Consider the following 24,238-nt stretch of genomic DNA (forward strand, 5'->3'; position numbering starts at 1 on the left):
GTGCAGACGCCGCAATAAAAAAGCCCGGGTCAGTGACCCGGGCTTTTTTATCCATGCCTCGTCTCCACACCTCGTCAATCCTCGAGGAAGGTCCACTCGTCGCGCACCCGGCTGATGGCGTCGAGCCGCCGCTTGGCCAGCTGCTCGCGAATAGCCTCCCCCTTGAACCCGGCCGCCACTATCTCCTTCACCGGCACGGCCTGGGCCGCCGCCAGTGCCTGCGCCACATAGTCGGGCTCGGCATAGACCCGCTCCTCGAAGCCGGTACGGCCGTGGAAATCGGCCCGGCAGGCGTCCAGCAACTGGGCGAAGCGCTCCGGCCTGCGCCAGGCATCGGCCTTGTCGAACACCTTGAGCAGGGTCGCCGGCTTGAGCTCGAAGGCGATGTGGATATGGGTGTGCAGGTCGCTCACCAGCAGCGCCAGATCGCGGCACTCGTTCGGTACCCGGAACCGCTCGCAGAAATCGCGGATCAGCGGCAAGCCCTTCTGGCCGTGGCCGTGGTGGCTCGGCCAGAACTCCGGCGGGGTCAGCCCCTTGCCAAAGTCGTGACACAGCGCCGCGAAGCGCACCGCCAGTTCGGGCGAAAGCCGGCAGGCCTGTGCCAGCACCATCATGGTGTGGATGCCGGTATCGATCTCCGGGTGCCATTTGGCGGGGGCAGGCACCCCGAACAGGGCATCCAGCTCGGGGAACAGCGCCGCTAGGGCGCCGCACTCGCGCAGCACCTCGAAGAACACCTGCGGGGTCGGTCCCAGCAGCACCTTCTCCAGCTCCTTCCAGACCCGCTCCGGGGTCAGGTGAGCCAGTTCGCCGGCCTCGGTCATCTCGCGCATCAGCGCCAGCGTCTCGGGGGCCACCACGAAACCCTGGGCGTGGAAACGGGCGGCGAAGCGGGCCACCCGCAAAATGCGCAGCGGATCTTCGGCAAAGGCGGGGGAGACGTGGCGCAGCAGCCGTTGTTTCAGATCCTCGATGCCACCATAGGGATCGTGCAGTTGCCCCGCCTCATCCTCGGCGATGGCGTTGACGGTGAGATCCCGGCGCAGCAGATCCTGCTCCAGCGTCACCTCCGGCGAGGCGTGGCAGACGAAGCCGGTATATCCCCGGCCCTGCTTGCGCTCGGTGCGGGCCAGCGCATACTCCTGCTGGGTCTTGGGGTGCAGAAACACGGGAAAATCGCGGCCCACCTGGGTAAAGCCCAGCGCCAGCATCTGTTCCACGGTCGCCCCGACCACCAGGTGATCCCTGTCGCCCTGCGGCAATCCCAGCAGGCGATCCCGTACCGCGCCCCCAACCAGATAAGTCTGCAAGCTGTGTCTCCCTTGATAAACCTGTCCCGATTATACCGGTTTGGCCGGTGGAGACTATGGCTGCCCCCATCCCCCGTCGGCGGGAACGAGCCGACGACGGCCCCATGAGAGGCAAAACGCCCCTCGCCAGCAGCCTCGCCAGCCAACCCGGCAGCGCCCTTTCTCCCGCCGGCAAATCAGGGTGCGCGCTGGCCCCCCTTATGGCATCCGGGTCTTTGACATCCCTTTGGGGAGGCTTTAACCTGCCGCCCATAACAACGGAATGGATCCTTATGTACACACAGTTCTTCGGTCTGTCGGAGCACCCGTTCTCCATCTCGCCCAATCCCAAATACCTCTACATGAGTGAACGCCACGGGGAAGCCCTCGCCCACCTCAACTACGGGTTGCAGGATGGGGGCGGCTTCGTGCTGCTGACCGGGGAAGTGGGCACCGGCAAGACCACCGTCTCCCGCTGCCTGTTGCAGCAGTTGCCGGCCGAGACCGAGATCGCCTACATCCTCAATCCATCCCTGACCGAACGAGATCTGCTGGCGGCCATCTGCGACGAGTTCCAGCTGGCCTATGGCCAGGAGGCCGGCCTCAAGCAGCTGTTCGACCTCATTCGCGATCACCTGTTGGCCAATCTGGCTGCGGGCAAGCGCAGCGTGGTGCTGGTGGACGAAGCCCAGCACCTGCTGCCCGGCGTGCTGGAACAGCTGCGCCTGCTCACCAACCTGGAGACCGACGAGAAGAAGCTGCTGCAGGTAGTGCTCATCGGCCAGCCCGAGCTGCAGCAGATGCTGCGCCAGCCCCTGCTGCGCCAGCTGGCCCAGCGCATCACCGCCCGCTACCACCTGCTGCCGCTCTCTTGCCAGGACGTGGACGCCTATGTCCGCTTTCGCCTGCAGGTGGCCGGTTGCGTGCAACCCATCTTCACCCCCAAAGCTATCCAGACCCTGCACCGCCTCTCCGGCGGCATCCCGCGCCTCATCAACCTCATCTGCGACCGCGCCCTGATCGCCGCCTTCGCCCGCGGCAGCCACAAGATAGTCCACGGTGACATCAGCCTGGCGGCCTTCGAGGTGAGCGGCATCCGTGACGAGGGCACCTGGCAGTCCGGCTTGATGGTGGCACTGGTCGGCGCCTTGCTGGTGGCCACCGGCTGGTGGGGCTGGCAGTTCTTCGGTTTCTTCCCGACCCGCCCGGTGGTCACGGTGGAGGTGCCGGTCAAGGTGGACGACACCCCGGAGCAGCAGGAGCAGCTGACCCGCGCCATCAATCAGGCGCTGGAACCGGACAGCGCCATGCAGAATCTCTACAAGGTGTGGGGCTACCAGACCGAGCTGGAAGAGGCGACCTGCGACAACGCGCCGCGCGCCGGCCTACGCTGCCAGGAGGGCGAGGCTTCTCTGGCCGATCTGCAGGCCCTGCAGTATCCCGCCCTTGTCAGCCTGACCGACGAGACCGGCGGTACCTATTACGCCACCCTGGTCAACCTCGGCCCCGACAAGGCCAACCTGCTCATCGGCAACCAGAGCTGGCAGGTGGACAGACAGTGGCTGAGCGATTACTGGGGTGGCAGCTACACCCTGCTGTGGCGCATGCCCAAGGGGGGTGTCACCCTGATCGGCAACAACGCCGGCCCCAGCCAGGTGCAGTGGCTCGACAACGCCCTCAGCCGGGCCCTGCAGCAGCCGGATCGCAAGGTCCGCCGCTTCGATGCCGAGCTCAAGACCAAGCTGCAGCAGTTCCAGCGTGCCCAGGGGCTGAACCCGGACGGCATCGCCGGCAGCAACACCCTGCTGCGTCTCAACGTGATGGCTGGCGAACCCATGCCGAAGCTGGAAGACCCTGCCCAGCGGGCCAGCAAGCCAGCCAGGCTGGACCCGGCCGAGGATGACGATGCCATCAACACACTGTCGGAGGAGGCTTCCTGATGTCCACCCTGCTCAAGGCGCTGCGGCGGGCCGACCAGCCCCAGTTCACCCCGCACATCCCGGCGATGGGGCTGCCGGTCAGCCAGGAAGAGGAACAACCCAGGCGCTGGATCTGGTGGCTGCTGGCCCCGCTGGCGCTGGTGATGGGGGCCGCCGCCAACTACGGCTGGCACCTGCTCAACAACCGCCCCATCGAGAAGACGGTGGAGGTGAAGGAGGTGGTGACGCCGCCCTTCGTGCGAGTCGAGCCCAAGCCGATGATCACCCGTCCGCTGCCACCGCCGCCGCCCGAACCCGTGGTCATCCCCAAAACCGATGCCCAGCCCGCACCGGCACCCGCCGACAGCAGCCAGGGGCTGGCCGAGCGCATTCTCAATGCCCTCAACAGCACCCCGTTGCAGCAGAGCGCGCCACCACAGGTGCCGGAAGAGCTGCAGGCCACGCCGCTCAGCGCCCTGCCGCAGGCGCTCCGCCAGCAGGTGCCACCGCTGGCCTACGGCGCCCACGTCTTCTCCTCCAACCCGGCCAACCGGGCCGTGACCCTGAACGGGCGCACCTACCGGGAAGGCAGCGAGGTCGCCCCCGGCGTCACCCTGCTCGCCATCGCCCAGGATTACATCATCCTGCAGGTGGGCGGCCAGAACGTCAGCCTCAAGGCGCTGCAGGACTGGCGCGGCTGAAGCGCGCCCCTGCCAGCCCGAGACTGGCCACCATTTCAAGAGGGAGCCTGAGAGCTCCCCTTTTTAATCAATAACATGAGAACAACGTGAGCAATCCGAACAACACCACCTTCGCCAACCGGGCGTTGCACTGGTATCAGCGCCAAGACCGCTACACGTTAGTCAATTTAGTTTTAAATCAATAACATGAGCATAATGTGAACAACTCAGATAACGCGACCTTCGCCACCAGGATCCTGGACTGGTATCAGCTCCACGGCCGCAAGACCCTGCCCTGGCAACAGGAGAAGACCCCCTACCGAGTCTGGGTCTCGGAAATCATGCTGCAGCAGACCCAGGTCGCTACGGTTATTCCCTACTATCAGCGCTTCATGGCCCGCTTTCCCGACGTGCTGGCGCTGGCCGACGCCCCCATCGACGAGGTGCTGCACCACTGGACCGGGCTCGGCTATTACGCCCGCGCCCGCAACCTGCACAAGGCGGCCCAGCAGATCCGCGACCTCCATGACGGCCTCTTCCCGGAGCGGCTGGAGGAGGTGATGGCGCTGCCGGGGATCGGCCGCTCCACCGCGGGCGCCGTGCTCTCCCTCTCCCTTGGCCAGCCCCACGCCATTCTGGATGGCAATGTGAAGCGGGTACTCACCCGCTGGCTGGCCCTGCCCGGCTGGCCCGGCCAGAAGCAGGTAGAGAACGATCTGTGGGAGCTGGCCACCCGCCTCACCCCCAAGCTCGGGGTGGCCCACTACAACCAGGCCATGATGGACATGGGGGCCACCGTCTGCACCCGCAGCAAGCCCGCTTGCGAGCGCTGCCCGGTGCGGGAGGATTGCCAGGGGCTGTCGCAGGGCAACCCCACCGCCTACCCCAACAGCAAGCCCAAGAAGAGCATCCCGGCCCGTACCGGCATCATGCTGCTCATCCGCCACGGCGATCAGCTGCTACTGGAGAAGCGGCCACCGCAAGGGATCTGGGGCGGGCTCTACTGCTTCCCCCAGGTGGAGTCGGACGCCGAAGTGGCAGGGCTGTTGCAGCAGCTCGGCCTGACCGGCAGCGAACCCCGTGAACTGGCCGGTTTTCGCCATACTTTCAGCCACTTTCACCTCGATATCCGGCCCATGCTGCTCGAAACCGACGCACCGCCGGCCCCCCTGCTCATGGAAGCGGATAACCGACTCTGGTATAACTTACGCCATCCTGCAGAGGTGGGTCTGGCAGCCGCCACGGCCCGTCTGCTCGCCTATCCGGACTTACAACCATAGAGGTCAACATGAGCCGTACCGTATTTTGCCAGCGCCTGAAAAAAGAGGGCCCGGGTCTCGATTTCCAGCTCTACCCCGGTGAACTCGGCAAGCGCATTTTTGACAACATCAGCAAGGAAGCCTGGACCGAGTGGCAGAAGAAGCAGGTGATGCTGATCAACGAGAAGAAGTTGAACATGATGAACCTCGAGCATCGCCAGCTGCTGGAGAAAGAGATGGTGAACTACCTGTTCGAAGCGGGTGAAGTGGCCATCGACGGTTATACCCCGCCCAGCAAATAATCCGTGAACGGGGCTGGCCTGCGCAGGCCGGCCCCGTCGACTCACGGCAACGACGGAAGTGACGGGCGGCCCGCCGCCCAGTTTGAGGACTCTATGGGCCGAATTTTCTGGCTGCTGTGCACCCTGCTGTTTCTCTCTGCCTGCTCATCCTCCCCCAAGCCCAATGGCAACGAGGATGACGATCTCGTCAACGGCAAGGACATCCGCGGTTTCGAACACATGATCAGCGCGCTCTCCCACAACGTGAACGAGATATGGGGGCGTGAGGCGCTGTTTGCGGGCAAGTTTGACTACGTCAAATACACGGATCAGTACAAGAGCCGGGCCCACATCGACTTCTCCAGCGGCCACATCATGGTCGAGACCGTCTCCGGCATCGACCCGCGCTCCCACCTGCGCCGCGCCATCATCGAGACCCTGCTTACCCCGGACGATCCGGCGGAAGTGGATCTTTACTCCGACGCCGAGATCCTGCCCGGCGGCGAGCCTTTCCTTTACGGCCAGGTGCTGGACAACCAGGGCCAGCCGATCCGCTTCGACTGGCGCGCCGAGCGCTATGCCGACTACCTGCTCAACACGGCGATGAAGAAGCGCACCCTGGGCATTCGCACCATCTTCTTCGTCGACATCCCCATGGTGGCCAACCACGAGGATCGACGGGGCTACAAGTACGCCAGCCTGATCCGGGAAGCCTCCCGCAAGTACGGGGTGGCGGAGAGCCTGATCTACGCGGTGATCAAGACCGAGAGCAGCTTCAACCCCTATGCGGTCAGCCATGCCAACGCCTACGGCCTGATGCAGGTGATCCCGGCCACCGCCGGACGGGACGTCTACGTGCGGGTCAAAGGCAAGAGCGGCCAGCCGACCCGGGAGGACCTGTTCAACCCGGCCTACAACATCGACGTCGGGACCGCCTACCTGCACCTGCTGCAGACTGTCTATCTGGTGGATATCCAGGATCCGCGCTCGCGCCGCTACGCCGTCATCTCCGCCTACAACGGCGGCGCCGGCGGGGTGCTCAATACCTTCTCCAGCGACCGCAAGGCGGCGCCCGGCATGATCAACCAGCTCTCGCCCGAGGCGGTGTACCAGATCCTGACCGAGCAGCACCCCAAGGCGGAAGCCAGACGCTATCTCTACAAGGTCAATCAGGCCGAGAAGGGCTTCAAGCGCACGCTGGCCCGCACCGGCTAAGCAGACCAACAGCAAAAGGGCGCCTCATGGAGGCGCCCTTGTTACGTCTGGCGTAGGGGTTCAGGCCTTACTTGGCGATGAAACCGCCCTTGCTCTGCGGGGCGGCGCCCACCTTCTCCAGGCTCTCCACCTCCACTTCGGTCTTGTTCCAGCTGTGGTCCACCTCGCCACGGATGCGGATCAGATCGTCCGGGCCCACCTCGGTGCCGCGCCACACATCCTGATCCACTTCCACTTCCACCTCGCCACTGGCGTCGCGGAACATGTAGTTCTCGCCGCCCAGGTGCTTGACCAGCTTCCCTTCCAGGGTGGCCCAGCTGTCATCGGCCAGATCCTTCAACTGCGCGACGGACACCTTGTTCTGCTCCTGCGGGCCGGTATAGGCCGCCATGGCGAAAGAAGAGATGGACATCAGGGTCAACAGACCGATTACGCTTGCCTTGTTCATTTCATGCTCCTGTCATTGGGTACGGGAGCAGTGTGCCGGCCGGTGCGTGAAACAAACGTGAAGCCTCCCCATCTGGGGGACAGCGGTGTGACCGTAATCGATTTAATCCATATCGCATACTGCGAAATTAAATTCGGCTAGATACCCTGCAAGATGGCAAAACAGCTTCCCAGCACCTTTGCCTATCGAGGAACAGTCTGCAGGCACCACCTGCTTCCAACCAATGAGAACAACAAGATGAAGAAATGGTTTGTGTGTTTATTGGGACTCTTCGCGCTGACAGTTCAGGCAGCCGACAGTCGCCCCGCCTTCTCCCGGATCGTGATGTTTGGCGACAGCCTCTCCGATACCGGCAAGATGTACAGCAAGATGCGCGGTTACCTCCCCTCCAGCCCCCCCTACTATCAGGGCCGCTTCTCCAACGGGCCGGTCTGGCTGGAGCAGCTGACCCGGCAGTTCCCGGGGCTGACCATCGCCAACGAGGCGGAAGGGGGCGCCACCGCGGTGGCCTACAACAAGATCTCCTGGAATCCCAAGTATCAGGTCATCAACAACCTGGATTACGAGGTGACCCAGTTCCTGCAAAAGGACAGCTTCAAGCCCGATGATCTGGTGATCCTCTGGGTCGGCGCCAACGATTACCTGGCCTATGGCTGGAACACCGAACAGGATGCCAAGCGGGTGCGCGACGCCATCAGCGATGCAGCCAACCGCATGGTCTTGAACGGCGCCAAGCAGATTCTGTTGTTCAACCTGCCGGATCTGGGCCAAAACCCCTCCGCCCGCAGCCAGAAGGTGGTCGAGGCGGCCAGCCATGTCTCCGCCTACCACAACCAGCTGCTGCTGAACCTGGCACGCCAGCTGGCCCCCACCGGCATCGTCAAGCTGTTCGAGATCGACAAGCAGTTCGCCGAGATGCTGCGCGAACCGCAGAACTTCGGTCTGAGCGACACCGAGAACGCCTGCTACGGCGGCGGCTATGTATGGAAGCCGTTTGCCTCCCGCAGTGCAGCCAGCGTCGCCAGCGACAGCAGCCTCTCCGCCTTCAACCCGCAGGAGCGGCTCGCCATCGCCGGCAACCCGCTGCTGGCCCAGGCCGTTGCCAGCCCCATGGTGCGGCGCAGCGCCAGCACCCTCGACTGCGAAGGCAAGATGTTCTGGGATCAGGTGCACCCCACCACCGTCGTGCACGCCGCCCTGAGCGAGCGGGCTGGTGCCTTCATCGAGGCTCAATACGAGTTCCTCGCCCACTGATGAAAAAGGGCCGACGACAGTCGGCCCTTTTTGTTGTGCGGCCCCGGCGGGCCCCCCCTCAGCGGTAGCGCTTGACGATGCCGTCGTAGATGCCGTTCTGCTTGATGGTGGCCAGCGCCTCCTGCAGTCGCTTGATCACCTCGGGCGGCGTCTTCAGACTCGCCGCCACGTACAGATCGCCCCCGGTAAAATCCTCGATGTCGTGCACTATCTTGAGGGTCTCAGGCCCATAGCCCGCCTGGCGTACGTAGTAGTTGGCCGTCTCCTGCGATACCGGCCAGAGATCGATGCGCCCCATCAGCAGTTTGAGCATGTTGGCCTCGTGGTTGTTGTTGCGTTGCAGGTTGGAGAACTTGCGACCGATCAGGTACTGCTCCAGCGCGTCGTTGCGCACCGTACCGATGGACCAGGCCCGTGCCTGCGACAGCTGGCTGAACGGCTTGATGTCGTCCCGCTTGGCCAGGGCGAAGACGTGAAAATTGATCTGCGCTATCGCCCCGATCCACTGGAACTGTGCCTCGCGCTCGGGGAAGCGACTGATGCTGTAGATGAGCACGTTGGGGCGGCTGCGCGCCAGCGAGATGGCCCGCGCCCAGGGGTAGATGTCCAGCGTATATTCGAAGCCAGCCTGCTCCAGCATGGCCTCCACCACCTCGGTGCCGAGCCCTTTGACGTCGGCCTCCTCCAGATAGTTGTAGGGTGCATAGTCCTCGGTCACCACCTGCAGGGTCTCGGCCGCCCAGCCCGGCGCCAGCCACAATGCCCAGCACAGCCCTATCCATCTGATGTTCATGTCCACCTCGCAGCAAATCCGCCTCGGTTAACTATTGCGCTCCCTCGCCAGAGCGCAAACTCCCGCGGCAAATTGCGGCAATGGTAATCACATTATGTTTTATATCAGTTGGTTGAGAACCTGCTTAAAGCGACTACCCTTAATCTGTTGTGGCTGTGCTATAAGCCCCGACCCATAAGGAGAGGCGACCCTATCAACCTCCCCCCGACAATATGAAATTGCAGAGGCTCAACATGAATAAAACACTGATTACCTTGCTGGTTTCAGGCTTGCTTGCGGCCAACGCCCAGGCAGCCGGACAAGACAATACCTGGTATGGCGGTGCCAAGCTGGGTTGGTCCAACTTCTATGGCGTCGATCACAACCAGGACATCAAGGACAACTACGCCATCAGCGAAGAGGACAAGAATGACGTCGGCGCCGGCGCCTTCCTCGGCTATCAAATCAACCAGAACCTCGGCGTCGAGCTCGGTTATGACTGGCTCGGCAAATACAAGTACACGGCGACCGACAAGCTGATCCCCACCGACATCAGCCGGGACGAGATCAAAGCCCAGCTGGCTCAGCTCACCATGAAGATCGGCCTGCCGGTCAGCGAAAGCCTGGATCTCTATACCCGCCTCGGTGGCGCCTACGCCTGGACCGACAGCAAGCAGCTGGACAATGACAACGGCGCCGCCTTCGTCGGTGCGCTGGGCGCCGAATACGCCTTCAACCGCGACTGGGCTGCCCGTCTCGAATACCAGTACACCACCCCGCTCGGTGACAAGGCGCTCGACAAGACCGGGGCCGAACTCGACAACGGCCTGCTGGCGGTCGGCGTGGTCTATCGCTTCGGCCAAGTAGCCCCCGTGGTGGCCGCGCCGGTGCCGGCCCCGGCGCCCGAGCCGGTAGTGGTCGACAAGCAGTTCACCCTGAGCTCGGACGTGCTGTTCGACTTCAACAAGGCCACCCTCAAGCCGGCCGCCGGCCAGGCGCTGGATAACCTCTACAGCCAGATTGAGCAGGCCAGACCCAAGGATGGCGTCGCCACCGTGATCGGCTATACCGACCGCATCGGCTCCGATGCCTACAACCAGAAGCTCTCCGAGCAGCGCGCCCGGACCGTCGCAGACTATCTGGTCGGCAAGGGCCTGCCGGCAGGCAAGGTCAACGTGGAAGGTCGCGGCAAGGGCAATCCGGTCACCGGCGACAGCTGCACCAGCAAGTCCAAGAAAGAGCTGATCGTCTGCCTGGCCCCGGATCGCCGGGTTGAGGTCAAGGTCGAAGGGATCTCGGAAGTTCAGCAGTGATCCTCAAGCGTGGCTGACGGCCACAAATAAAAAACGGGAGGCCAAGGCCTCCCGTTCCATTTTGGGTCGTGCATAGGCACAGCGTCAGGCGCTCTTGCGCACCTCTGCCGCAATCTGATCGAGCAGTTGCTGCCAGCCAGCTCCCAGCTCGCTCACCAGAGTGCCGTAGCCATCGGCCGGCAACACCCGCACCTGCTGGAAGGGGACGTCACGCAGTACCGTGCCCTCTTCGGTCAGCAGGCGCCAGCGGCCGCTCAATACGGCGCGACCGTCGTGGCGCCCCTGGAAGCGCTCCACCGAAATGGTCAACACCGGCCCCTTGCGGGCACCGTCCTGCCGCACCACCCAACCCGGCAAGCGGCTGGAGAGGCCATTCAGGGTCAGCTGATCGAGCTGGGCATCCAACGACCCCGCCCAGCGATGATACTCGGCGAAGTGCAGCTCCTTGCCCTCCAGCTGATAGACCAGGCTCATCCGATCCAGCTGGCCGGAAAGGGACACCGGCTTGAGCACCAGCTGGTGCTGCGGCTGAGCCACCACCGCGGCCGCTTGCTGCGCCTCGGCGTCGAGGGAGTAGTAGTGCAGTTGCGTCGGCGCAGAACTGCAACCCGCCAGCAGGCCCAGCAAGGCCAGCGCCATCATCTGTTTTTTCATCATTGACCTCGCTTGGGCTCGGGATCACGGGGACGAGCCCGATCGAAAATCAACGAGCTCGGCTGCTCGTTGAGCGAATGCACCAGCGGCTGCAACTCGCGCATCAGCTGGTTGAGCGACTGCACCGACTGCCGCAGATCCTGGTTGGTCTGGGAGTTGGCGTCATACTCCTGCAGCGTGCTCTGCAACTGCTTCAGGCTGTCGTTGAGGGACGCCGGCAACTGCTGGGTCGCACTCTGACCGGTGAACTTGTCCAGGTTGGCGCTCACCGCGCTGACGTTCTTCAGGGTCTGCTCCAGGGTCACCAGGGTGTGGTTGACCTGGTTCAGCGTCTTGGCGGTGTCCATGTCGACGAACTTGTCTAGGATCTGGTTCACCTTGCGCTCAATCTGATCCAGCCCGGCCTGCACGGTCGGGAACACCTGATAGCCCGCCAGCTTGGTGGGCTGGAACTTGGGCGCATCCGGATAGAAGTTCAGATCCACCACCTTGCCCCCGGTCAGCAGGCTGGAGGTCTTGAGCGTCGCCCGCAACCCCTCCTTGAACTGCCGGCCGAACAGTGCCCGCCACTGCTCCTTCTCCGCATTGGCATAGCGGTGGGAGAGACGTTGTACCTCGATCCGCGCCAGTACCGGGATCTGCCGGCTCTGGAACATCTGCACCCCTTTCTCGTCGATGAGATAGGGGGCCGAGATGACGGTGCCGACCCGGATGCCGCGATACTCCACCGCCGCGCCCGGGTGCAGGCCGCCGACGCTGTCCTCGAACAGGAACACGTAGTCGATGAACTGATCCAGGCTACCGGCCAGTACGCTGGCCTGATCCTGGAACAGGGTGAAGTCGTCCATCTGCTTGACCGGCTCGCCGGGGGCCCAGCCGGGCGGCAGCCCCATGGTGATGCCGCCGTCCAGCAGGCTCTCCAGCGAATCCATCTTCACCTTCATCCCCTCGCTGCTCATGGAGACTTCGAAACCCGGGGTCATCCAGAAGCGGGAGTTGCTGCTCACCAGCACGTCATAGGGGGCGTTGATGAAGATCTGGTACTGCATCTCGCTCTTCTCGGGCAGGAACTTCGCCTCTTCCACCTGGCCTATGGTGAAGCCCTGATAGTTGATGGGCGAGCCGACCCCGAGCGCCCGGGTGTCGCGGCTGCTCAGCGATAATCGCAGCCCCTTGGCGTCCTGCGAGGCCAGTGGCGGCTTGTCCAGCATGGCGTACTCATCGCGCGCCTTGCCCTTCTTGCCGGGCGCCAGTTCGATATAGGCACCGGAGAGCAGGGTGCCGAGGCCAGAGACCCCCTCCCGACCGACCCTGGGCTTGATCACCCAGAACTGGCTGTCCTTCTTGAGCATGCCGGCGGCGGCATTGGTCAAACGGGCCTTGAGCACCGCATGGCTGTAGTCCTCGCTGAGCTCCACCGCCTCGATGCGGCCCACTTCCACCTCGCGGGAGCGGATCACCGTCTTGCCCGCCACTATGCCTTCGGCCGTCGCCACCGTCAGGGTGAAGCTGGGACCTTGTGAATACCAGTGCTGGAACAGCATCCAGATCCCGATGAACAGCGCCAGCAGCGGCACCATCCAGATAGCGGCGGCCGAGCTCAGAAAATCAGAGCCGGGTTTCCACCTTTTCTTACGCTCACTCACGTTCGCGTTCTCCTTGTTGTAAATCCCAGATCAGGCGGGAATCGAAGCTCATGGCTGCCACCATGGTGATCAGCACCACACCCGCAAAAGCGACGGCCGCAGGGCCCGGATAGATGGTCATCAGGTTGTCGAGCCGGATCAGGCCCGCCAGGATGGCCACCACGAAGACGTCGATCATCGACCAGCGTCCCACGAATTCAGTCATGCGATAAAGCTTGAGCTTGCCAAGGGGCGATGTCCCATGGCCGCGCTGCACCATGTAGCAGAGCCACAGCAGCGCCAGGATCTTCACCAGCGGCACCACCACGCTGGCGAAAAAAATCACCGCGGCAATCGGATAGGAGCCCATGGCCCACAGCAGCACCACCCCGCCCAGAATGGTGGAGGGACTGTCATCCCCGAGGAAGACGGTATCCATGATGGGATAGAGGTTGGCCGGGATGTAGAGGATCACCGAGGTGAAGAGCAGCGCCCAGGTCCGGTTCAGCCCACCCGGTTTACGGCTGTGCAGATGATCGCCGCACCGTTTGCAACTGTCGGCACCGACCTCGCTCAGGGCGCCGCAGATGTGGCAGCCCACCAGCCCGGAGGCCATGGCGCTGGCCTCGTCATCCTCCACCGTCAGCCCGTGCAGCTCGCTCGGCCCGAACAATCGTTGCCACAGCCACATCCGGTCCAGCGACGAGATCATCTTGATCAGCAGTACCGTGTAGCCGACGAAGGCCCAGAACGACAGGCCCATCTTGATGTCGGCCATTCCCATCAGCTTGACCAGCGAGATGAGCACCCCGATGAGGAAGACGTCCACCATCAGCCAGGGCTTGATCCGGCACAGCAGCCGGCCGAGGGAGCGCAGGGCGTTGCTGTGCAGATCCTTGTCGACCCGCCACAGCACCAGCATGATGGAACCGATATAGACCAGCGGCAGGCCGATCAGGGTCAGGCTCAGCACGGCCCCGAGAAACAGGTAGCCCTGATCCACCAGGGTGGTGATGCACTGCAAAAAGGTCATCTCCTGCCCCACCCCCTTGGCGGAGAAGGACATGAAGGTAAAGGAGTTGGAGAGCACGAACATGATGATGGCCGCAAAGCCGTAGGCGATGGGCCTGCGCTCCTGCTCCGGCAGATGGCGGCTCAGGGTGTGACCGCAACGCGGGCAACTGCTCGCCTCCCCCACGGCCAGCGTGGTGGCCGGCACCAGCAGGTCGCACTCTTCGCACGCGGTGGCGTCATGGGTATAGGTGGGTTGGTGTTGGTGTGAAACCGGATGCAAGATGAAACCCCAGCATGAGGCCCGCCACGGGGCCAGAGCCGCCAATTATTACAGCAGCGGCCCGCGTCGACCAGCCCTGTCGTTGCACCATCCGGGTCAGGTGTGAGAATGACTTTGACAAGCTAGTGACCATTTAGCACAATCAAACGCCACTTTTTTTCCGCGGGACAATAATTTATGACAACTGAATCCCCAAGCTACTCCACGATTGAGCAAGCCTTCTCCCTCGGGAACGGGCAAGATTCTGCCCTCAACTGGTTGCGCAAGAATCGCAGTCAGGTCGCCATCTTCCTGGTGAGCGGCATCAAGCTGGAGGGGACCATCAGCGGTTTCGACCAGTACAGCGTGCTGTTGACCGATGCCCACGGCAACCAGCAGCTGGTCTACAAGGCCAAGATTTCCACCATCGCCATGCACTCCGGCCGGCCGCAGGTCAGCATCCAGCGTGCCCGCAAGCCCCGCGTCTCCATGGCGCCGCGCCCCCACGGTGCGCCCGGTCGTTATGACGACAACCAGGGCGGCGGTAGCAGCGAGCAGTAATGCACTTGCCTGAGTCACCCAGACGCCATTGCTGCGTCAAAGGGTGACCGAGTCCATTCTCATGTATCATGTCTGTCCCGTATGAGAATGGACTCCACTCTTCCTCCGAGTGGATCCATCCGTTTTCTCTCTCTTCCCTTCAATACTGCAAGTCGACCGGTCTGCCATCCCTGACCATGCAGGTCTGCATCCCCGCAGCCTGACCGGCCTGCACGCCGATCCCCGTATCCTCGAATACCAGACAGCCTGCCGGCTCGACCCCCAGCCGACGAGCGACCAGCAGAAACGTATCGGGATGGGGTTTGTGCAGCTCCACATCGTCGGCAGTCACCACCACGGGGAAGTAGCGATCCAGCCCGGTGTTGCGCAGCACGGCCTCGGCATTGATGCGGGGCGAACCGGTGCCGATCCCCATCGGGATGCGGCCATGGTAGCGCTCAACCAGTTCCAGCATGGCCGGGAAGACGGTCGCCTTGTGCAGGTTGGCCACGTAGTGTTCGGTCTTGCAGCGGGTCACGATAAGCGGATCCAGGGCGATCTGTTGCTGCTCGGCCACCAGCAGGGCGATTTTGCGGCTCGGCATGCCGCCCAGCTCATAGAACCAGTCGGCATCGAAGTGAAAGCCAAATTCGCGGGCCGTGTGCGCCCAAGCGGCGAGGTGCAGCGGCATGGAGTCCACCAGGGTGCCGTCGAGGTCAAATACCAGGCCTTGAAATCCGGATAGGGTCATGTGCGGAGTCTGTCTCTGAACAAAGGGCCCCCATTCTAGCCAGAGCCATCCCCGCTCGCCACGGCCTAGGTGGCGAGAAACGCTTGCCCCCACATTTGTGCCTGAAAATAGATGGGCGTCAGTCTGGCAGGCTCCAGCTGATAAGTGGGCGCCAGCTGGGCCAGCAAGGGCCAATCCCCCTGTTCATAGCTCTTCACCAGCTGGAACAGGTGAAAGAGCGGCCCCTCGCGAGACTCCAGCGCCCGCCTCACGTCCTTGGGCAGGTGGGCCTTGAGCTGCTCGGAGAGCAGCGAGCCATCCAGTACCAACCCCACCAGAAAGGCCCAGCTGGCAGCCGCCTTGCCGAGCGCATTCAGTGCTATCAGCTCGCAGAAGCGGCCGCGAGCGATGGCCATGCGGGTGCAGGCCTCCGGCATGTGCTGGCTGACCCTGGCCAGCCCGTAGATGAGCACAAACTTGCGGATCTCCTGCTCCCCCAGATAGGAAAGCGCCCGGGTGACCGAGACGATAGGGCTGGCGTGATCGAAACCGGGAGCGTTGACATAGCTCAGCAGCTGCCCCGGCAACCAGGCATCCTGCTCCAGCAGGGTAGCCACCCGGGCGAAGGAGAACTCCTCGCGGCAGATCAGCTGCAATATCTCCTGCACCAGCTTCATGTCTGGCTGGGCGGCGCGCTGGTTGACCAGCTCGGGGCGGGCGAGAAAACCGCCGGCGAAGAAGTCGACCCCCGCCTCCTTGAGCGGCAGGAAGTCTCCCCAGGTCTCGATGTCGAGCGCCATCCGCTTGTGCTCGGTCGGCTGGCGGATCCCCTCTTCGCCCATCCAGAACACCAGCAGCCGGGAGGCGTTGAACCAGCGCGGCTCGCGCTGGGCACCGTGCACCGCCAACCGGCGCCGGTAGTCGCGCCACTGCTCCAGCACGGGGAAGGAGGCGGGCAGCCGATCGGCGGAAGCCTCGACCAGCGGTATGGTGTCCTGATCAAACAGCAGGGGGCGCAGTTCATCGAGCTGCTCGTGGGTGAAGGGCAGCAGGTATTGCCGCCCCTGTGCCAGCAACCGGCACTGGGCCGCCAGCAGCGTCCATTCGGACGGGTCGGCAAGCTGGTAGTCGATGCCATAGGCGACGAGGGCGAGGCGGCGGTTGAAGATGGGATAGCGACGTAACAACATGGGCTCACCGATAGGCTAGCGTACACGCCCTCCCCTGCGATTTGGCATGATAGAGCGCCTGATCAGCCTGTTCGGTCAAGCTCTGCCATGTTCCATCCAGCGAGGGAACCAGATAGCTAAAGCCTATGCTAACCGTAATGAAATCAGCAACTCGGGAGGCCGGATGCGGGATCTTTAATTCGCTGAGCCCCTGGTGAATCTGCTCCGCCAATCGTTCCGCCTCGCCGGGTTGCGGACCGCACAACAGGATCACGAACTCCTCGCCGCCGTAACGGGCCACCAGGTTGGTGCGCCGCCGCTCCGCTTCCTGCAGCAGACCGGCCACCTGTTGCAGACATTGGTCTCCCTTGGCATGACCGAAGTGATCGTTGTAGGACTTGAACTCATCCACATCGATCATCAGCACCGCCAGCAGATTCTGATGGCGGCGCGCCCACTCCCACTCCCGCTGCATGGTGAGATCCCAGTGGCGGCGGTTGGCGATGCCGGTCAGCGGGTCCTCCAGCGACAGCAGCGACAGGCGCTTGTTGGCCTCCTCCAGCGCCCGGTTGGTCTCCGCCAGCTGCATGGTGCGCTCGCTGACCCGCTGCTCCAGTTCACGATTGAAACGCTCAAGCGCCTCCTGGGTACGCTGGCGGATCAGCAACTGGGAGAGCATGGCCGCATACTGCTTGAAGATCTCGCTCTGATAGGCCTTGAGCGGTCGGCGCCACAGCAGGTTGTCGGCCGCAATCCAGCCGATCGGGGTGGCGCCGTCCCACAACGACACCATGGCGTTCCAGCCGCGCCCCACCTCCTGCTTTTCGTAGTAGAGCGGCGCATCCTCCAGCACCAGCACATAATCCTTGCGGCGCAGCGCCTCCTGCACCGTGGGGTGATCGGGAATGGGGCTGATGAAGTGATGTTCGTCGATCAGCTCGCCCGCCTCGTTGGTACCCCAGGTGCCGTGCATGGTCTTGAACTCGGCGTCGACCAGGAAAATGGCGATGCGATCGAACTGAAGCTCCTGGCGGGCCAGCACCACGGCCTCGCGCAGCAGTTGATGCTCGCTGTCGCAGCGGGAGAGTTGAACCCCCACCTGATGCAGCGCCTGCAACATGCTGAGGAAGGAGCCTTGCAGCGCCTGGCTTCGGATGAGGTCGGCCTGGGTATGGCGTCGTTGATCCCGCTCCAGATCGATCTGGCTGGCGAGCAACCGGCTCTCCAGCTCGGCGGCAAGATAGTGCATCAGCAGCTGAATGCTCTGTTGCTGGCGACGGGAGAGGCGATCGAGGCGGCGGCGGGTCTCCAGATAGACCACCGCCTCCAGCCCCTTGTGGCGCTTGAGCGGGAAACAGGCGCGCAGGCGTGTCGTCTGTGGCTCAACCGTCTCCCAGATGTCGTGAGGGTGGGCTAGCTGCTCCACCACCAGCTGTCCCTTGTCGAGGGCATGTTCGATGAAAACGATTGGCAGCTGGAGCGTAGCAAGGGCGTCGGCAGTCAGGCAGACCAGCCCCTGTTCGAGCTGAAAGCTGTATAGCTGGGACTCGGGCGCCCGCAGCCACAAGTAGATCTGTTCGGCTTCGGTTTTTTCCCTGACTGCCGCCAGCGTCACTTCACAGAGATGTTCAAAACTGGTGAAGTGCTCTGGATCCCATTCCTGCATGCCTGCCATCCTTGGTTGTATCCAAGCGAGTATATCGGCAAACTTTGCACTTTAATTGACTAGCCAGTCAAAAGCGCGATCCAGAGCCCACTTTTTATAACAGATTCAATGCCTGCATCGCGTCACGAATGCGGGTGCGCGTCGCCTCGGACAGCGGCATCACCGGCAGGCGGCACTCCTCGCTGCAAAAGCCCAGCAGGGAGACCGCATACTTGGCGCCGGCGGGGCTCGGCTCGGCAAACATCGCCTGATGGAGCGGAATCAGCTTATCTTGCAGCTCACGCGCGGCTTGCCACTTGCCGGCCAGCGTGAGGTTCTGCACTTCGGCCACCAGCTTGGGCGCCACGTTGGCGGTCACCGAGATGCAGCCCTGACCGCCGCCAATGTTGTAGGCCACGGCGGTGGCATCTTCACCGGACAGCCAGGCAAACGGCTTCTTGATCAGCTGGCGTTCGGTCCAGGGGCGGGCCAGATCGCCGGTGGCGTCTTTCACCCCGGCAATGCGCGGCAGCTCGGCCAGTCGGGCCAGGGTGGCCGGCTGCACGTCGACAATGGCGCGCGGCGGGATATTGTAGACGATGATCGGCTTGCTGGTGGCGTCGTGCACCGCCTTGAAGTGGTGGTAGAGCCCCTCCTGATTGGGGCGGTTGTAGTAACCGGCCACGTGCAGGGTGGCATCGGCTCCCGCCTGCTCGGCATGACGGGTGTACTCGATCGCCTCGACCGGGTTGTTGGAGCCGGCCCCGGCGATCACCGGAATGCGCCCCGCCACCAGCTTGACCACCAGCTCCACCACCCGGCAGTGTTCGTCATGGGTCAGGGTCGGGCTCTCGCCCGTGGTGCCCACCGGCACTATGCCGTGGGTACCCTGCTCGATATGCCACTCCACCAGACGCGCCAGCGCCTCTTCATCCAGCTTGCCCTGTCGAAAGGGGGTGATCAGGGCGACGATTGAACCTTTGAACATGGAATTTCCTTCTCCGTTGACTCATGAATGTGGCAATAAAAAACCCCGGTACGATGTGCGCAACCGGGGTTTGAATCTGCTCAGGGATGAGAGGTTACGCGCGAACGTCGGCAGGCCCGAATGTCAGGCTTTTTTTATGCTTTCGTTTCAACCCGTTGAACCGCATTGCGTCATCTCTGCTCAAAAAATGGTGTCTGGGCATATTTCGGGAACACGGCATAAATGTCAAGGCGAAAGCGGCTATGTATAATGGCCGCCCAAAATTGCGTGGAGAGACCCGATGAGCAGCCCGATCAGTGCCGTCAGCCAGATGCTGGAACGAAACCAAGCCCTCTTTGTCGGCAAGCGGCTGCTGGTGTGCGGCGCGCTGGAGGATGACTATCCGCGCCAGCTGGCGACCCTGACCCACTCCCTCACCGTCTTTACCACGGATTACTGCTACTACCGCAGCCAGCAGGCCGCGCTGGGGGATACCATCCTATTCGACCATCAGCTCGGCGGCGCCCCCCGTTTCGATGCCCTGCTGCTGCTGATGCCCAAGGCCAAGGCCGAGGCCCAGTATCTGCTGGCCATGATGACCCCACTGCTGGAGGCCGGTGCCGAGCTGTTCCTCGCCGGTGAAAACCGCGGTGGCATCAATGGGGCCGACAAGCTGCTGGCCCCCTATGGCGACAAGCCAGTCAAACGCGACTCGGCCCGCCGCTGCTCGCTCTATCATGGCGAGCTGAGCAAACCGGTCGCCCCGTTCGAGCTGGATAGCTGGTTCGGCCGCTACCAGTGCCAGGTCGGCGAGACCGAACTGACCGTGCTGGCCCTGCCCGGCGTGTTCAGTGCATCCGAACTGGATCTGGGTAGCCAGATGCTGCTGGCCAGCCTGCCGGCCATGCAGGGATCGCTGCTCGATTTTGGTTGCGGCGCCGGGGTGATTGGCTCGGTACTGGCCAAGCGCAATCCCGAACTCAAGGTCACCATGGTGGATATCAACGCGCTGGCGCTGGAGTCCAGCCGCCGCACCCTGGCCATCAACGGCCTGCAAGGCGAGGTGCGGGCATCCGACGTCTATTCCGACATTCAGGGGAAATTTGACCGCATCGTCTCCAACCCGCCGTTCCACGCCGGTCTCAAGACCTTCTACGCGGCCACCGAGACCTTCCTGGCCAAGGCGCCGGATCATCTGCAGTCCCAGGGCTCGCTGACGATAGTTGCCAACGCCTTCCTACGATATCAGCCTATACTGGAGACGCACTTCAAACGGACTGAAGTGATCAGCAGCGATGCCAAATTCAAGGTCTATCTGAGCAAAGTGTAAATAAGTGTAACCAGTCACCGGAAACAGGTAGAGAGCCCCATACGGGATCTGATAAGGTAATTGTCACACCTCAAACCACCCCTTTAGGGGTGTTTTTTTGCATCAAGCTGAAAACCTTTTCATAGTATGAATTCAGGGAGAGAAATACGATGGCAGGCATACTCACCATGATCCTGGCCGGCGGCGAAGGTACTCGCCTCCAGCCACTCACCACCACCCGCAGCAAGCCCTCGGTTCCCTTCGGCGGCAGCTACCGACTGATCGACTTCGTCCTCAACAACTTCGTCAACGCCGACTTCCTGCGCATCTACGTATTGACCCAGTTCAAGTCCCAGTCCCTCTATTTGCATATGAAGAAGGGGTGGAACATCGTCGGCATCACGGATCGCTTCATCGACCCGATCCCGGCCCAGATGCGGATGGGCAAACGCTGGTATGACGGCACCGCCGACGCCATCTACCAGAACCTGCGCTTCATCGAGATCTCCGACCCCGAGCACGTCTGCATCTTCGGTTCCGACCACATCTACAAGATGGACGTGAGCCAGATGGTGACCTTCCACAAGCAGAAGGCCGCCGCCCTGACCGTCGCCGCCCTGCGCATGCCCATCGAGGAGGCGAGCGCCTTCGGGGTGATCGAGGTGGATCAGGAGGGCCGGATGATCGGCTTCGAAGAGAAGCCCAAGCGACCCAAGCACATCCCCGGCGATCCCACCCAGGCGCTGGTCTCCATGGGCAACTACATCTTCGAGACCGAGGCGCTCTATCGCGAACTCAAGCGCGATGCCGCCGAGGAGAACTCCAGTCACGATTTCGGCAAGGACATCATCCCCAGCCTGTTCCCGCGCGCCCCCGTCTATGTCTATGACTACAGCACCAACGTCATTCCGGGCGAGAAACCCAACGTCTACTGGCGCGATGTGGGGACGCTGGACTCCTACTGGCAGGCGCACATGGACCTGGTGGCCGACGATGCCCCCTTCTCTCTCTACAACCGCAAGTGGCCGCTGCATACCCACTATCCGCCGCTGCCGCCCGCCACCTTCGTCGACACTGACGACTGCAAGGTGAAGATCGCCAACTCGCTGATCTCCGGCGGCTGCTTCATTCAGGGCAGCCAGATCCAGCGATCCATCCTGGGTTTTCGCTGCAACGTGGGGCCTTGCAGCCACATCAGCGAGTCGGTCCTGCTCGGGGACGTGAAGATCGGCGAGGGCTGCTCCATTCGCCGCGCCATCATCGACAAGAACGTTGAAATTGCGCCCGGCACCGTGATCGGTGAAAATCTGGACCATGACAGAGAACGATTTACCGTGTCCGAAGGCGGTATCGTCGTGGTACCTAAGGGAGCAAGAGTTGGCTATTAACCCACTGAAAATCCTGTTCGTTGCCTCGGAAGTTGAGGGGCTTGTGAAGACCGGGGGTCTGGCTGACGTGGCCAGAGCCCTGCCGCTGTACCTGGCCCAGAAGGGGCATGATGTCAGGATCATGCTGCCCTTCTACAAGACGATAAAGCGACGGGATGAGGCCAAACAGCTGGTCTCGCGCTGGCTGCCAACCCACCCGGGCCTGCCGGATATCGGCTATCGCATCTATCAGATGGATCTGGAGGGAGTCTGCGTCTATCTGCTCGACTGCCCGCAGTACTTCGATCGCCCCCAGCTCTACGCCGAGAACAACCAGGCCTATCCGGACAACGGCGAGCGCTTCGCCTTTCTGGCCGCGGCTGCGCTGCACGCCAGCGAACAGCTCGCCTTTGCTCCCGACATAGTGCACTGCAACGACTGGCACACCGGCCTGCTGCCGCTGCTGCTGAAAACCCGTCACGCCCACAACCCCTTCTTCCAGCACACCCGCAGCGTGATCAGCATTCACAACGCGGCCTTTCAGGGGGTATTCGAGCGCCAGCAGTTCTGGGCCGTGCCCGAGATTGCCGACTACGAACAGCGCATCAGCTACGACTACGGCCACGTCAACCTGCTCAAGTGCGGCGTGCTCTATGCCGACAAGATCAACGCCGTCAGCCCCAACTATGCCAGCGAATTGCTGACCCACCTTGGCGCCCACGGCATGGCCAGCATCTTCCAGCAGCGGGCGGCGGATCTGCGCGGCATCCTCAACGGCTGTGACTATCAGGACTGGGATCCGGCGTTCGACGACTTCCTGCCGGCCACCTATGACGTCGACAACCTGGCCGGCAAGCGCATCTGCAAGCAGAGCCTGCAACAGGAGACCGGCCTGCCGGTGGCGGATCTGCCCATCTATGGCATGGTGTGCCGGCTGACCGAGCAGAAGGGAGTTCACCTGCTGCTGCCGGTGCTGGACAAGTTTCTGCATCACAAGGTGCAGGTGGTGATCGTCGGCTCGGGGGATCCCTCCCTCGCAGCCCAGCTGCAGACCCTGGCGCAACAATTCCCGGACCGGCTCGCCTTCATCAACACCTATGACGACCGGCTCGCTCATCTGGTGGAAGCGGGTGCCGACTTCTTCCTGATGCCCTCCCTGTTCGAACCGTGTGGACTCAACCAGATGTACAGCCTGGCCTATGGCACCCTGCCGCTGGTGCGGGCCGTCGGCGGCCTGAAAGATACTGTGGTGGACTGGGATTCCGACCCGGAGCACGCCACCGGCTTCTGCTTCAACGATCCGACCGCCAACATCTTGCTCGATGCCATGCGCCGCAGCCTGCTCTACTACCTGCAGGATCCCGAGCAGTTTGCCCGGGTACAGCGCAACGCCATGAACACCCGCTTCAACTGGCTGGATTCGGTCACTCAATATGAGCAGATGTATCAGGACGCACTGGCCCGCCACTGAGGCAGATTGCTGAAGTTTTGTCCCCTTGATGCTGCTTTGAACGTCAACAGCGAAAAAAGTCCCCTTTGGCTGTTGACGCTCCTTCAAAACTCTATAGAATCCCCCACCGCAGTGATGCGAAGGTGGCGGAATTGGTAGACGCGCTAGCTTCAGGTGTTAGTGTCCCACGGATGTGAGGGTTCGAGTCCCTCTCTTCGCACCATTCATTATGCAAAAGGCCCATCACGAAAGTGACGGGCCTTTTGTTTTTACCCCTTGTTATGACTATGCTTTTGACGACTCACCGCCCATCGTCATGCCAAGGAACGCATATGATACTGGATACCGACATTCACAACTTCTACGAGCATCTGGTGCTCAAGGAGATTGAGAGACAGGGGCTCAACCAGAAGCTGAGCGCCAACCAGATGGCCGATCTCTGCTGCCTGACCCTGAACCAGCTGCCCTCCCACTACATTCGTCACGACGTCGACATGATCTACTTCCTGACCGATGCCAAGCGTACCGAGATGGAGAAAAACGTCATCGAGTCGCTCAAGCTGGCGCAAGAGAAGGTGCAAAGCGCCCCGGCCACTTCGTCATAACCAGGGCTGTTGCCAGATCAGGGCCGCGACTCCCGTCATACCGGCCACCGGCAGCAGGATCAGCGCAGGCCTCAGCCTGGGTTCCAGCATGACCCAGGCGGCCAGCAAGAAGCCCAGACTCCACATACCGTACGCCTTGTCCTGACCCCAGATCAGGATCGCCAGCAGCCCGATCAGCAGCATGGCTCTCACTATCCATCTCATGACACATTCCCCCTCACCAACTGATAACAATTATCATTTGTATTTTAGGAGTATGCAATCGGACTTTTCTATCGGAGTCGAATGTCCCATCGGGGCAAACAGAGCACTCAAAAACGGGTTATGAGATCAACTAATTTGTAAGTTTTTCAATCAAAACTGCATTTTTGCTAAATCAGTTGGGATTTGCCCCCCCAGGTTTGTGGTAGATTGCGGCCTCTTTTTGGGTGGGCCCCTCGGGATACGTGTATCCACAGGACGAGAGGGACT

At 62.3% G+C, this 24,238-nt stretch carries 23 protein-coding genes and 1 tRNA gene; 13 read left to right on the forward strand and 11 right to left on the reverse strand.

Annotation, left to right across the window (positions count from 1 at the left end):
• Positions 1 to 74: 74 nt before the first annotated feature.
• Positions 75 to 1,313, reverse strand: coding sequence for a multifunctional CCA addition/repair protein (locus tag PG899_RS13820; RefSeq protein ID WP_016352105.1), 1,239 nt, complete (start codon positions 1,311 to 1,313; stop codon positions 75 to 77).
• A 272-nt stretch (positions 1,314 to 1,585) separates the two neighbouring features.
• Between PG899_RS13820 and exeA the strand changes: the two genes are divergently transcribed.
• The 5 genes from exeA to mltC all read left to right on the forward strand — a co-directional run bounded on the left by exeA (position 1,586) and on the right by mltC (position 6,646).
• A complete protein-coding gene (exeA, locus tag PG899_RS13825) occupies positions 1,586 to 3,232 on the forward strand; it encodes a type II secretion system protein ExeA (RefSeq protein WP_179101292.1) in 1,647 nt (548 codons plus the stop codon).
• Positions 3,232 to 3,912, forward strand: coding sequence for a GspB family T2SS assembly factor variant ExeB (gene exeB / locus PG899_RS13830; protein WP_077095199.1), 681 nt, complete (start codon positions 3,232 to 3,234; stop codon positions 3,910 to 3,912). Before exeA ends, exeB begins: the two co-directional genes overlap by 1 nt.
• A gap of 197 nt (positions 3,913 to 4,109) precedes the next feature.
• Entirely contained in the window at positions 4,110 to 5,171 is a 1,062-nt protein-coding gene (mutY, locus tag PG899_RS13835; protein ID WP_077095200.1) for an A/G-specific adenine glycosylase, read from the forward strand.
• Positions 5,172 to 5,179: 8 nt separating this feature from the next.
• Entirely contained in the window at positions 5,180 to 5,452 is a 273-nt protein-coding gene (locus PG899_RS13840) for an oxidative damage protection protein (protein ID WP_005305420.1), read from the forward strand.
• A gap of 93 nt (positions 5,453 to 5,545) precedes the next feature.
• Positions 5,546 to 6,646: a membrane-bound lytic murein transglycosylase MltC gene (mltC, locus tag PG899_RS13845; protein WP_005305423.1), complete on the forward strand. Its 1,101-nt coding sequence runs from the start codon at positions 5,546 to 5,548 to the stop codon at positions 6,644 to 6,646.
• A gap of 67 nt (positions 6,647 to 6,713) precedes the next feature.
• Here mltC and PG899_RS13850 read toward each other — a convergent pair whose 3' ends face one another.
• On the reverse strand, positions 6,714 to 7,094 hold the full coding sequence (locus tag PG899_RS13850) for a YgiW/YdeI family stress tolerance OB fold protein (protein WP_011707500.1): 381 nt from the start codon (positions 7,092 to 7,094) through the stop codon (positions 6,714 to 6,716).
• A 237-nt stretch (positions 7,095 to 7,331) separates the two neighbouring features.
• Here PG899_RS13850 and PG899_RS13855 point away from each other — a divergent pair, with 237 nt between their 5' ends.
• Complete coding sequence (locus PG899_RS13855; RefSeq protein ID WP_124251899.1) at positions 7,332 to 8,348, forward strand: SGNH/GDSL hydrolase family protein; 1,017 nt, start codon at positions 7,332 to 7,334, stop codon at positions 8,346 to 8,348.
• 58 nt (positions 8,349 to 8,406) lie between these two features.
• On the opposite strand, the gene PG899_RS13860 is transcribed toward PG899_RS13855, so the two are convergent.
• The gene (locus PG899_RS13860; protein WP_043160294.1) at positions 8,407 to 9,141 is read right to left on the reverse strand and encodes a substrate-binding periplasmic protein; all 735 of its coding nucleotides are present in this window, start codon (positions 9,139 to 9,141) and stop codon (positions 8,407 to 8,409) included.
• A gap of 233 nt (positions 9,142 to 9,374) precedes the next feature.
• Here PG899_RS13860 and ompA point away from each other — a divergent pair, with 233 nt between their 5' ends.
• The gene (ompA, locus tag PG899_RS13865; RefSeq protein WP_077095263.1) at positions 9,375 to 10,433 is read left to right on the forward strand and encodes a porin OmpA; all 1,059 of its coding nucleotides are present in this window, start codon (positions 9,375 to 9,377) and stop codon (positions 10,431 to 10,433) included.
• Between the two features lie 84 nt (positions 10,434 to 10,517).
• On the opposite strand, the gene PG899_RS13870 is transcribed toward ompA, so the two are convergent.
• Genes PG899_RS13870 through PG899_RS13880 form a run of 3 tightly spaced genes read right to left on the reverse strand, consistent with a single transcriptional unit; the run spans position 10,518 to position 14,006 of the window.
• The gene (locus PG899_RS13870) at positions 10,518 to 11,087 is read right to left on the reverse strand and encodes a PqiC family protein (RefSeq protein ID WP_029304753.1); all 570 of its coding nucleotides are present in this window, start codon (positions 11,085 to 11,087) and stop codon (positions 10,518 to 10,520) included.
• Positions 11,087 to 12,733: an intermembrane transport protein PqiB gene (gene pqiB, locus PG899_RS13875; protein WP_077095203.1), complete on the reverse strand. Its 1,647-nt coding sequence runs from the start codon at positions 12,731 to 12,733 to the stop codon at positions 11,087 to 11,089. Before pqiB ends, PG899_RS13870 begins: the two co-directional genes overlap by 1 nt.
• Positions 12,726 to 14,006 carry a paraquat-inducible protein A gene (locus PG899_RS13880; RefSeq protein ID WP_077095204.1) on the reverse strand — a complete coding sequence of 427 codons (1,281 nt, stop codon included), beginning with the start codon at positions 14,004 to 14,006 and terminating at the stop codon, positions 12,726 to 12,728. The genes pqiB and PG899_RS13880 overlap by 8 nt, the downstream gene beginning before the upstream one ends.
• A 177-nt stretch (positions 14,007 to 14,183) precedes the next feature.
• Between PG899_RS13880 and hfq the strand changes: the two genes are divergently transcribed.
• Complete coding sequence (gene hfq / locus PG899_RS13885) at positions 14,184 to 14,546, forward strand: RNA chaperone Hfq (protein WP_011707507.1); 363 nt, start codon at positions 14,184 to 14,186, stop codon at positions 14,544 to 14,546.
• 139 nt (positions 14,547 to 14,685) lie between these two features.
• On the opposite strand, the gene PG899_RS13890 is transcribed toward hfq, so the two are convergent.
• The 4 genes from PG899_RS13890 to dapA form a co-directional block, all read right to left on the reverse strand.
• Positions 14,686 to 15,276 (reverse strand): HAD family hydrolase, encoded by a 591-nt coding sequence (locus PG899_RS13890; protein ID WP_016352117.1) that lies wholly within the window; start codon positions 15,274 to 15,276, stop codon positions 14,686 to 14,688.
• A gap of 65 nt (positions 15,277 to 15,341) precedes the next feature.
• Complete coding sequence (locus tag PG899_RS13895; protein WP_011707509.1) at positions 15,342 to 16,445, reverse strand: EAL and HDOD domain-containing protein; 1,104 nt, start codon at positions 16,443 to 16,445, stop codon at positions 15,342 to 15,344.
• Positions 16,446 to 16,449: 4 nt separating this feature from the next.
• Complete coding sequence (locus tag PG899_RS13900; RefSeq protein ID WP_043160301.1) at positions 16,450 to 18,090, reverse strand: GGDEF domain-containing protein; 1,641 nt, start codon at positions 18,088 to 18,090, stop codon at positions 16,450 to 16,452.
• Between the two features lie 94 nt (positions 18,091 to 18,184).
• The gene (dapA, locus tag PG899_RS13905; RefSeq protein WP_043127035.1) at positions 18,185 to 19,057 is read right to left on the reverse strand and encodes a 4-hydroxy-tetrahydrodipicolinate synthase; all 873 of its coding nucleotides are present in this window, start codon (positions 19,055 to 19,057) and stop codon (positions 18,185 to 18,187) included.
• A gap of 280 nt (positions 19,058 to 19,337) precedes the next feature.
• Here dapA and rsmC point away from each other — a divergent pair, with 280 nt between their 5' ends.
• The 5 genes from rsmC to PG899_RS13930 all read left to right on the forward strand — a co-directional run bounded on the left by rsmC (position 19,338) and on the right by PG899_RS13930 (position 23,767).
• Positions 19,338 to 20,366, forward strand: a complete 1,029-nt coding sequence (gene rsmC, locus PG899_RS13910; protein ID WP_077095205.1) for a 16S rRNA (guanine(1207)-N(2))-methyltransferase RsmC — start codon at positions 19,338 to 19,340, stop codon at positions 20,364 to 20,366.
• Between the two features lie 149 nt (positions 20,367 to 20,515).
• Positions 20,516 to 21,733, forward strand: coding sequence for a glucose-1-phosphate adenylyltransferase (glgC, locus tag PG899_RS13915; RefSeq protein WP_011707513.1), 1,218 nt, complete (start codon positions 20,516 to 20,518; stop codon positions 21,731 to 21,733).
• The gene (gene glgA / locus PG899_RS13920) at positions 21,723 to 23,183 is read left to right on the forward strand and encodes a glycogen synthase GlgA (protein ID WP_077095206.1); all 1,461 of its coding nucleotides are present in this window, start codon (positions 21,723 to 21,725) and stop codon (positions 23,181 to 23,183) included. The genes glgC and glgA overlap by 11 nt, the downstream gene beginning before the upstream one ends.
• 116 nt (positions 23,184 to 23,299) lie before the next feature.
• Positions 23,300 to 23,385 (forward strand) — tRNA-Leu (locus PG899_RS13925).
• Positions 23,386 to 23,494: 109 nt separating this feature from the next.
• Positions 23,495 to 23,767: a late competence development ComFB family protein gene (locus PG899_RS13930; protein WP_016352123.1), complete on the forward strand. Its 273-nt coding sequence runs from the start codon at positions 23,495 to 23,497 to the stop codon at positions 23,765 to 23,767.
• On the opposite strand, the gene PG899_RS13935 is transcribed toward PG899_RS13930, so the two are convergent.
• The gene (locus PG899_RS13935; RefSeq protein ID WP_011707516.1) at positions 23,762 to 23,971 is read right to left on the reverse strand and encodes a hypothetical protein; all 210 of its coding nucleotides are present in this window, start codon (positions 23,969 to 23,971) and stop codon (positions 23,762 to 23,764) included. The genes PG899_RS13930 and PG899_RS13935 overlap by 6 nt on opposite strands.
• Positions 23,972 to 24,238: the final 267 nt, after the last annotated feature.

It is taken from the genome of Aeromonas sp. QDB39, assembly GCF_027707585.1.
GTDB classification, from domain to species: domain Bacteria; phylum Pseudomonadota; class Gammaproteobacteria; order Enterobacterales; family Aeromonadaceae; genus Aeromonas; species Aeromonas hydrophila.